Annotated in this window: 7 protein-coding genes; all 7 read right to left on the bottom strand. The window is 60.0% G+C overall.

Going from position 1 to position 9,833, the window contains the following annotated elements; all coding sequences use genetic code 11:
- Window positions 1-1,507, bottom strand: a 1,507-nt coding sequence (locus CZ787_RS00110; protein WP_087105306.1) for a type VI secretion system tip protein VgrG, incomplete at its 3' end; no start/stop codon positions are given.
- A gap of 1 nt (window position 1,508) precedes the next feature.
- Window positions 1,509-1,796 (bottom strand): type VI secretion system PAAR protein, encoded by a 288-nt coding sequence (locus CZ787_RS00105; protein ID WP_087105305.1) that lies wholly within the window; start codon window positions 1,794-1,796, stop codon window positions 1,509-1,511.
- 66 nt (window positions 1,797-1,862) lie between these two features.
- Window positions 1,863-2,447 (bottom strand): GNAT family N-acetyltransferase, encoded by a 585-nt coding sequence (locus CZ787_RS00100; protein ID WP_087105304.1) that lies wholly within the window; start codon window positions 2,445-2,447, stop codon window positions 1,863-1,865.
- A complete protein-coding gene (gene tssM, locus CZ787_RS00095) occupies window positions 2,431-6,078 on the bottom strand; it encodes a type VI secretion system membrane subunit TssM (protein WP_087105303.1) in 3,648 nt (1,215 codons plus the stop codon). The genes CZ787_RS00100 and tssM overlap by 17 nt, the downstream gene beginning before the upstream one ends.
- A gap of 36 nt (window positions 6,079-6,114) precedes the next feature.
- On the bottom strand, window positions 6,115-7,566 hold the full coding sequence (tssA, locus tag CZ787_RS00090; RefSeq protein ID WP_087105302.1) for a type VI secretion system protein TssA: 1,452 nt from the start codon (window positions 7,564-7,566) through the stop codon (window positions 6,115-6,117).
- Between the two features lie 10 nt (window positions 7,567-7,576).
- The gene (gene vasI, locus CZ787_RS00085; protein WP_087105301.1) at window positions 7,577-8,230 is read right to left on the bottom strand and encodes a type VI secretion system-associated protein VasI; all 654 of its coding nucleotides are present in this window, start codon (window positions 8,228-8,230) and stop codon (window positions 7,577-7,579) included.
- On the bottom strand, window positions 8,227-9,831 hold the full coding sequence (locus CZ787_RS00080) for a sigma-54 interaction domain-containing protein (protein WP_087105300.1): 1,605 nt from the start codon (window positions 9,829-9,831) through the stop codon (window positions 8,227-8,229). Before CZ787_RS00080 ends, vasI begins: the two co-directional genes overlap by 4 nt.
- Between the last annotated feature and the right edge of the window lie 2 nt (window positions 9,832-9,833).

Genomic DNA, 9,833 nt, shown 5'->3' with positions numbered 1-9,833 from the left:
GGGCGTGAAGCCAGATCTGCTCTTCGCCCGCTTCGTCTTCAAAGCGCAGTTCGTTAAAGCCCTCGGCCTTGTGGCTCTGGGTGCGCAACACCGTGCGCGTCTTGTGTTCGGGCAGCGGGTAGGGCGGGATGTTCACCGCGTGGTAGGTACGCCCGGTGACCAGCGGCTGGTCCGGGTCGCCTTCCAGGAAAGAAACGATGACCTCGTGGCCGATGCGCGGAATCGCAATGCTGCCGTAGCCGCCGCCTGCCCAGCCCTGAGCCACGCGTACCCAGCAGCTGGCGGTTTCGTTGGGTTCGGCGTAGCGGTCCCAGGGGAACTGAACCTTTACGCGGCCGTGCTCGTCGCAGTAAATCTCCTCGCCTTCCGGGCCGACCACAAACGCCACCTGGGGGCCATCCACGCGGGGTTTGGGGTTGGGCGTGGCACGCCAGGGGGCATCGCCGGGCATGAGGGTGACCTGATTGGCGTAGCGTGTCATGCCGCCCGATTCGCTACTGCTGATGCTGTCCTCTTCCAGCGCCTGGGGCTGCTCGCCCGTGTGGTGTACGGCCACCACCTGCCAGTCGCGGTTGAGGCTTTGCGTGTCGTGGTCGGTCAGGCTGAAGCGTGCGCCGGGGGCAAGTTCGGGCAGGTCACTTTCGGCGCTGGCGGTGATAGCGTCGCGGCGCAGTTCTTCCAGGCGGATGCGGGTAAACGGCTGGCCGGAGGCGTCCTGCTTGTAGCGGCCGGGGTAATCGAAGTGCTCGTAGTCGGTCTGCTGGCCGTGGGCTTCCACGTCGCGGCCCAGGTATTCGTGCAGTTGGGCGTAGGCCGGGTTCTTGAAGCTGTAGTCTTTCAGGGTGGCGGTGGCCGCCGCCACGCGGGCGGTGTGGCTGAGCTTGCGCACATGGCGGGTGGGGGCGGTGCCGCCGGCGCGGCTATGGTAGGTGCGCTCGCCCAGATTGGCGAGCACCTGCGGATCATCAGCAAAGATCAGCCGGTGGGCGCCCTCCTCAAATTCATGGAAGTAGAACAAGCCCTCTTCAGCGGCGAGGCGTTCGATAAATGCCAGGTCAGTCTCGCGGTACTGCACGCAGTATTCGCGCTCGGGCAGTTCACGGGTGACGGCGAAGGCCACGTCGGTAATGCCACGTTCGTCGCACAGGGTATTGATGATGGTCAGCGGATCGACTTTCTGGAAGATACGCGAGTTGTGACGCAGCGAAAGCCGCCAGAGTGCGGGACGCAGCACCAGGGAGTAGAAGGTACGCCGGTGGCCGCGGTCGCCGCGACCAAACTCGCTGACGACACCGTGCACGTGACGCAACGCTTCACCATCCTGCCAAACGGTCAGGGTGGCTTCGCGGTCCAGCAGCTCGGCGGCGTCCAGGCGGCCATCGCGGCTGGCCAGGTTAAGCACCAGTTCAAAGGGCTGGGAGAGCGCTTCGCGGTAGGTAAAGTCGATCACCGCGATATCATCAACGCCGGGTAACGTCAGGGTAAATTGCAATCCTGTGCTTGCCATCTTAACTGCCCTCTCCTGAACCTGAACCAATGACGACACCACCGCAATCGACCGCATGGCCTGTTAAAGCAGCTGGCTTGCCGTCAATAAGAATCGTGCCGGAACCCTGGGCAATCGCCCGTGGGTGCGGGGGGTGATTGGGCTTATCGTGAGGCTCTAACGGGTCACCTACTCGGGCCACCGGCTTGCCATCCATGATGACCGTGCCACTACCCGCAATGACGGGCGTAGGGGGAAAACCATCATGGTCGGTTCCTATATCACCTACGAGTACAAATTTCTGGCCCATTACCACTGCTCCTTTTCTGGTCCCGTATCTTCGTCCTGCCTGCCACTGTGCTGTCGTGCTGGCGGGCTACTCATCCCACTGAGCGGGGGCTTCGTAACTTGCAACTTCGAGGGCATCCACGTGCTGGCGGGTAAAGCCTGCCGCCTCCAGGCTGTCGATGGCCGAATGGCAGGCCAGCGGCAGGCGTGTTTGCAGTGGTACCCCACTTAAGCTGCGTCGTATCGCCATCAGTAGGCGGGTACCGTGGCCACTGCCCTTCCACTCCCGGCTGATATAGAAAAACTTGAGCTGCCAGGCGGCTTCGTCATCAGGCCGACAGACAAGCACCATGCCCAGCGGCGGGCCTTCACCATGACGAAGTGCCAGCAGGCGGCCCTGCCAGTGCACTACCTGACCATTTTCCCGCTGCATCCACACCTGGCGATTAACGGTGAATTCAAGCGCTCGGCGTAACGTATCGAGCACGCTTTTATCGCGCAGCACCCAAGGTGAGTGGCCTTTTGCATCGGCGTGATACACCGCCTCGATAAAGCTGTCGATATCCTCGTTGCGCGCATCCTCCAATGGGCGCGAGCGCTTTGCGCCATGACGCTGGCGTGTGGCGGGCTTTACCCCGCCCGAGGTAAACAGCTGCTTAAGTTTGGTCAGCATTGCTACCTCGCTCTGCGTAAAGGGCGGACGGTAGTTGGAAGCCTGCCGCCAGCGGACGCGTGAAGGGGTTAGGCGCGCCGTTGGCAAACAGGCGATAGCGCATGGTACCGCCGTCAACGTTGAACCTGAGTTCAAGTTCGCGCTCGCTTACACTGGTAATATCGGCCTGCTCCAGAAGCCGAAACCATGCCCAGGCGCCATCCTGAGTAACGCTGCGCGGTGAGCGGTTCACCTCGCTCGGCACCATGGTGATGCGGCTTTCGGTGCCGCCGCGCAGCGCGTTTGGCCAAATCATTGACACACGCTGGCTAGCACTGTGGGCATACTCGATCAGTTGCCCATCGACGCTGATCACGCTGCGCCGCTTGTCCGGTGAAAGACTGATGGGTTCAAGCGCAAACTCCACGTCCAGCGCGCCGTCGCGGCTGAAGTAGGCCCGGCGGATCTGCTCGGCCTGCTGAATGGCGGTGTACAGGCTGTCGCGCAGCAGCGAATTACCTTCGGCATCCACCAGGTACTCAGGCGCACCTTCGATAAAAGGCTGCAAGCTGTCCTGGTAGAAGGTATCCAGCGTGCCGCCCGGGGCGAAGAAGTCCTCGAAATCGCTCAGCGCCACTTCCTGGCTGGCATTGGGCGCCAGCGGGTAGCGCCCCGCCAGGCGCTCCTGATAGGGTGCGACTACGTCATCCAGCCACTGGCTTTCAAGATGACGCGTGGCGCTGGCCATCATCAGTTGCCAGCTCTGGTCGGCCAGGTTGTGCAGCATGCGGCCCACCGGCTCTGGCGTACTATCGGCAATGCGCTGCAAGTTATAGATGGGGTCGTTACCGCGCAGCGACAGGCGGTCACGCACGCTAACGAAGGCAGCACGCCCTGTGTTGCTCGACTCTTCAATCTCCATCAGATAATCACGCAGCGCGGTTACCGCCGTTTTAATCTCCTCAAGCGAGGAGGGATTATCGTTACGCGCCTGGCTTAGCTGATTGATGGGCGTGAACGGCTGCTCAATGGCAAACGCAAGCTGGTAACGCTGCGATTGGCGGAGCGCCTCACGGGCCTGCTCGTCATCGTCGGGGAGCTCGGGGTAGAGGCTGGTATTGCGTTCCACCGCAGCCAACAGCCTGTCAAGCGGACGCTGACTGCCCACCAGAGCGTCGGCCACCACAATGGCCTGATGAATATCGGGCAGTGGCACTAGCTGGGTATCACGCAGGGCATCACGCCAGCTGGCATGGTAATCCCCTACATAATGCTCACGCAGGGCCACCTGAAGCTGCTGCCGGTCGGCTTCGCTGAAATTGATGTTATCGCGCTGGCCCAGCACCCAGACATCAATCAGAGCAAGCTCCGTCGCCCGGTCAAGCTCTTGTAGGAAGTAGTTCTCAAAGCCATCGCGGGTGAGCAGATGCGGCAAGCGCACATTTTCAGGATCATCGTTACGCGACATAAACACGGTGTTGAACAGCGTGCCCACGCTGCGGCGTAGATCCAACGGCTCCCCTTGGCGGTTACCGGCGGCCTTAAGGGCAGCATATACCCGTTCGTCGATGGGCTGACGTGACAGCTCCTGCTGAGCGGCGGCAATGCTTCCCTGAAGCGGAGCCATAGCCTGCTCGGCGCTCGGGCTGCCTTCGGCAATACGGCCTTCAAGGTCGCTATGTTCCAGCGCGTAGTCCAAATGCATCAAGAGTCGCTGCTGAACCTCGCCCTGCTGGGGAAAGTTCCCCTGCCAGCGGTTGGCCATAAATCGCTCAACGCGCTCCGGCTGACGGCCACTGGCATCCGACATCATGCGCAGTACACGCAATAGAGAAAGCTTCGTGTTACTGCCCTCTTCGGCGCGGTTCATATCATCCATGATGCCGATCATCAGCGCGGGCAGGAACTGGCGCTCCAGCATGGCAAGGTAGGCACGTTCCACCTGGGCGCCAATGACACGCCCTTGGTACAGCCCCATATCCGCTAAATAAGGCGTATGTGTGCGGTATCCGTCGAACGTTTCCAGGGCATAGCGCAGCCGGTCAAGTGGGTCCAGTAGTTCAAAACCAGTGGGGTCATCACTCTGGAATGCTTCAGGCTGGGTGGCCAAAAAGGTTTCTGCTCGCTGTTCAACCGCCGCGAGCGATACGCTGTTTTTCTGATAGAAGTGCGTCCAACCGCCTACCAGAATAACCCCTAGCACCAGACATGCCGCCAGACTCGCCTTTCGCATGCGCCTGCGTCGCTGGGTAACACGGGCGTTGTCACCCGCCAGCCCCGCCTCCGGGTAAATAACCTTATCGAACAGCTCTTCGGTAAAGTAGAGCGCGCTGCGCGTGGCCCGATGAGCAGGCTGAACACTGTCATCCATTCCATAGCGCCGGGCGGCAGCATCCACGAACGGGTCTTCCGGTACGCCTTGCTGATAGACCGACGTAAAGTAGGCACCGCGCACCATGGCAGCGGTTGAAAAGCGGTCACTGGAAAGTGCCTCAGTCAAAAAGCCAAACAGCACCTCGCGCAGCCCTGCCAGTTGCCGCACAAAACGGAAAACGGATTCACGCTCTTCACGGTCGCGGCACTCGGAAAGCATGGAAGGCATCAGTTGGTTCAGGCGCGCCAGCATAGCGTCGTAGTCGGCCTCGAACTCCGCTTCCCACTTGCCAGGGGTGTCCATGGAAGCAGGGGTAAACGTAAAGCCCAGCGGCGCTCGGCGGGCAGCACGAGAGTAGTGACGAAAGAAATCATCAAAGCCGTGCAGTAAATCCATCTTGCTGAACGTGACGTAAACGGGCAGGCGAGTGCCGTGACGCTCCATCAGCTCGCGTAGCCGGCTGCGCAGAAGCGCGGCATAGGCTTTACGAACGGCGACCTGTGCATGGCTTAGTCGTGCAAGATCCAGCACCAGCACGACACCATCCAACGGGCGCTGGGGGCGATTATGCTCCAGCCAGCCAACAAAGTGGTCCCACAGCCTGCGCTGAAGCTCTTGAGGCTCGCCCCCTTCCATTGCCCCTTGGGTTAACAGCTCGCCATCAGGGTCAATCAGTACGGCCTTATCGCCAATCCACCAATCGAATCCCAGCTGGCCTTGTTTACTGCTCTGCCCCGAGGCTTTCATGACATGGGTGAGGGCAAAGTTCTGGCCGGAGCGGTTGATCAGGCTGGTTTTGCCGGCATTTTCCACCCCCATCACCAAATACCACGGCAAGCGATAACGGCTGTTGCTGCCTCCCAGGCTGTCGGAAATCTCGTTGAGCGCAAGGTTAAGAGAGGTTTCCTGACGCTCAACCTGAGACATGATCGGGTCTTGCAGGCGCGCTTCTTCTTGCTGGCGCTCGTCATCCAGGGTGCGTAGCCGCCGGGCAAGACGTATGCCCCATATAACAGCAACGAGCGTTACGACCGCCAGCGTTGCCAGCAGGCGGTTGGTCAACGGGGCAAGAGGCATCACGTCACCCACTTCCCAGCGTGGCCCCAACCACCAGATTGCGACCACCAGGACAACCAACAGTAGCGCCCATAGCAGCGTTGATAGACGCAGCAGCCCTTTGGCTTTATTGCCGTGAGCATTGGCTCGATTTTTTGCTGTTTGCGCCCGCGACAAGCCAGGCACCCAGCGGCTCAGCTTCGACGTTATGGTTGACCACATTAGCCTTATCCCTCGTCCCTTTAATGATGACCGTTATCAGTGCGTTTCTTGAACCGCAGCGTTCAAGCGTGATACCAACGCGGGTTCCCACTGCTCTAACGCAAGCGCCGTTACCGTTTGTTGCAACGTGCGATAGTGCTGCTGAGCCAGGCTTTCCAGCCCTGTCTCATGCAGCAAATCAGCACTGGCCAGTCGCCAGTACGCACTTTCCCTTGGTGTTCTGGCACTGCTTAGGCCCTGATCAAGCACCTTTAGCGCCTTGCCTATATCGCCGTTTGCCACGGCTTCGCGCGCCTCTTCAAGCCCGGCATGCCAAGCCTCGCCACCCCCAACCGCGCCGCCGCTGTTTTCGGTGCTGTATAGCCAGCGCTTCGTTTCTTCATCAACAAACAAAGCGCCGCTGTTAAAAGCAAGCGCCTCGATACCCGCTAAGCGCTCTACAAACCGCAGTGTTTCATCTCGGATCGCCTCCGCGCAGCGGGTGTGGCCAAGCTTCTTGGCAAGCCCGGCGCTCAGGCGATGCCCTTCCAACCAATAGGGGCTTAGCGCTAGGCTATTTTCGATACGCTGCCAAAGTTCGTTATCTCCCCCCTTGGCTAGCGCCTCACGATAATCAGCGACACGATCAGCCGACACCGGCGCAAGTTCAGTTTTGCCGTTCTCCTTGGCTGCAGGCAGCGCTTGAATCGTGCTCCATACCGCATAACGGCGCAGGCGGTAGGCTAAGGGCTCCCCTGGCGATTGCTCGCCTAAAAATTCCGCCATCTTGAGCAGAGCTTGACGGTTAGAACGCTCGTTCCCCGCCTCCAGGCGAAGTTCAGGCGCCTTGGCCGCTGAAGGCGTGGTGGTGGCCTGCTCCTGGCGGCCAGCAGGTTGTCCTGCCGTCTGCCCGGATGGCACTTGAGAAGCGGCTTGCGCAGGCTGTTGAGTGGGCCGCTTGGCGTTTAGCTGGCGGCTTAATTCGGCAACCGCCTCGTCCGGAAGCGACTTCTCGGCCACCTGATGCTCAAGCTCTTTCAGCGAGGATTGGCACGCTTCAAACTCATCATCAGCATTGTGAAAATCAAGCGTTGTTACGAGCTTGACGCTACGCTGGATTAACTGCTGGAACAGCCTGGGGCGCATCTTGGCGCCGCGTTTTCCTGCAAACGGGTAAGCGTGTTCCCACCAGGGCTGGGCAATACTCCGGGCAAGCAAGCGAAGCGAGAGTGCAAAGCGCACGCCGTTACTACCGTGCTGCATACAGTGCATCAAATGCCCCAGCACTTTTAGGTCCTTGCCTCGCTCGCTCAGCATACGGATAGCCAGTGCTTCGGCGACGTCCCACTCCACCGTTGCGTGCTGGAGCGAACCTATCTTCATCATTTCCTCATCCAGCGTCAGATAGTCATTGCTATCTTCAACGGGAACGCCCACCTGCGCCCCCTCGGCATTGGCGGCCAAGGGTGCCAGTAAGGGGGCTAGATGTGACTCGGCAGTAATGCGCATAAAACCTTCCTTACCAGCTGCACGCTTCGCGTAGCGGGGCAATTTCCTGGCGCAGCCCCGCCACGTTAAAACGCAGTCCATCCAGTTCTTTTATATCGCTGCGCAGCGTGACTTCATTGGCATCAAGCAATTGGCGCAGCGTGTCGATGGCAGGTAGCCCACGCCCACCACTAACGACCCGGCCACCGTCGCGTATGCGCCACTGCTGCTGCACCGCACGCCCGTTCCCCGTGATCTGCAGGTCCACTCGGGCACCGCTGATCGGCGTGGGAAGATGTAGCTGGAAACGAGTGATCAGCCTTTCGCAGGCCACCACCATGATGGGCCTGGGTGGTGTCGTTCCCAGTGCGGGCACGCTGATCAGCACGCTCTCGCCTGATCCATTCACTATCAGCCCAACGTTGTCATCAGGCCGGGCCGACTCCTGACGCTCAATGGCTCGCCAGAGCGCGGGCAGCTCGTTTTCATCAACACTGAGATTTGCCTCCAGAAAAAGCGCGTCATAGCAATTCAGTCGCTCCAGGCGCGAGGTCTCTTCCGCACAGGTTTGAGCGCTCTTAAGCAATGCGCTTTGTTCATCTGCCTTTGAAGGCGTACAGGCCAACAGGCAGAGCATCAGCAAGCCACCGATTGTCCACTGGCGTTTTAGCAGCATCGCGTTCATTTAATATCCAGTTCAAGTAGCTGACATTTATGAGCCAGAGTTCGCTTGGGCAGCCCAAGGCTTTGTGCCGTTTGCGCACGATTACCACCAAAGCGACTCAATCGCTGACGAATAATGATGGATTCGATATCGCGCATCGCTTGGCGAAGATCAACAATGTCGTTGGGCAGTGCCAGCGCGGCGTCTTCGCCAGGTGGCGGCGTTTCTTCCAAACCGCTGCCGGTTAAAAAGCCTCCTTGCTCGCCGGGCAACAGGTACGTGTCAATGTCTGCATCGTGAGGTGTCATCGCACAGGCGTAATCAATCACGTTTTTAAGCTCACGGACGTTGCCCGGATACTCCCGGCGATAAAGCAGGCGCAGGGCCGCTGGCGTAATTCCCATTTCGTCGCGCCCCTCGCGGGCGCAGAAATCGGTAATAAAGGATTGCGCTAGCTGGGCGATATCATCCCGGCGCTCGCTCAGGGGCGGCAGGGTGATCGGAAACTGACCTAGCCGGTAGTAAAGATCCGCACGAAATCGCTGTTCCTTGATCTGTTCACGCAGTGGCTGGTGCGTTGCAGCCACCACACGCAGGTCGGCGCAGCGCTCCTCGTTTTCTCCTAGCGGGCGGTAGCGACCGCTTTCGAGTACGCGTAACAACTTGGCTTGCAGCGCCAGCGGCATATCCCCGATCTCATCGAGAAACAACGTACCGCCATCGGCCTGACTGATAAGCCCTTCTCGAGCATGCTCAGCCCCCGAAAACGCGCCCTTACCATGCCCAAACAATTCAGACTCCAGCAGCGTTTCAGGGATGGCGGCGCAATTGATCGCCATAAAGGGGCCTTCAGCGCGCGCCGAAAGCTGGTGCATGGCGCGCGCCACGCGATCCTTGCCGGTACCGGTTTCACCTTGCAAAAGTACCGCCAGGTTTGTCTCTGCCGCTCGTACAATATGCCGACGCAGCGCCTGCATAGCGCTGGAGTGTCCTAGCAGATCCTCAGCTAGCCGATCAGCCAGCGCCTGACGCCGCGCGCCATCGTTCAGCTTGGCCAAGGAGTCTTGCAGACTCTGCGAGCGGTGGCGCTCGCCCTGCTCTCTGGAAAGCCGCGTCCATAGCCGACACAGAAGCCCTTCAAACGCTGCCATGCCGGGATCTTCAGCGAGTACCTTCAACCTTGCTTGCGTACCCGCCAGCACGATTACTCCCAACCATTCACGCCCGCTTTCCCCTCCACGCAGTGGCCGAATGTGAAGATGCAGTGAAGAGCCTAGCGATGCCACCTGGGATTGGAAGCCGGGATGATCCAAGCGAATACGTGCATCAGCAACGCTAAGCAGCAGCGGCTTGCCACTGCGAATAACATGCGCATAGGGATGATGAAAGTCGCCGCAGTCGAACTGGTCCTCGCCAACATCTCGACCCAACCAGCGCCCGCTCCCATCAATGTAAAGGCACTCCGCTAACGCAAGCCCAAGGTGGCGCTGCAAAAGCGTGGCCGAGCGCTGACGCAGAGCAGCAGCGCTGAGGCTCTCCACCAGGGTTAACGCCAATGGCATTGCCGAAAGCTCAGCCGATAGCGCCGAACCAGCGGTAGTCGGGGCAACAGGCTCCGTCATAG

Origin of the sequence: Halomonas citrativorans (genome assembly GCF_900163645.1) — a bacterium.
Taxonomy (GTDB): Bacteria; Pseudomonadota; Gammaproteobacteria; order Pseudomonadales; family Halomonadaceae; genus Vreelandella; species Vreelandella citrativorans.
This window is presented reverse-complemented; position numbering and strand designations above follow the sequence as displayed.

Coding starts and splice junctions, on each gene's coding strand:
- CZ787_RS00105 (WP_087105305.1), bottom strand. CDS start 1,796: ATGGGCCAGAAATTTGTACTCGTAGGTGATATAGGAACCGACCATGAT.
- CZ787_RS00100 (WP_087105304.1), bottom strand. CDS start 2,447: ATGCTGACCAAACTTAAGCAGCTGTTTACCTCGGGCGGGGTAAAGCCC.
- tssM (WP_087105303.1), bottom strand. CDS start 6,078: ATGTGGTCAACCATAACGTCGAAGCTGAGCCGCTGGGTGCCTGGCTTG.
- tssA (WP_087105302.1), bottom strand. CDS start 7,566: ATGCGCATTACTGCCGAGTCACATCTAGCCCCCTTACTGGCACCCTTG.
- vasI (WP_087105301.1), bottom strand. CDS start 8,230: ATGAACGCGATGCTGCTAAAACGCCAGTGGACAATCGGTGGCTTGCTG.
- CZ787_RS00080 (WP_087105300.1), bottom strand. CDS start 9,831: ATGACGGAGCCTGTTGCCCCGACTACCGCTGGTTCGGCGCTATCGGCT.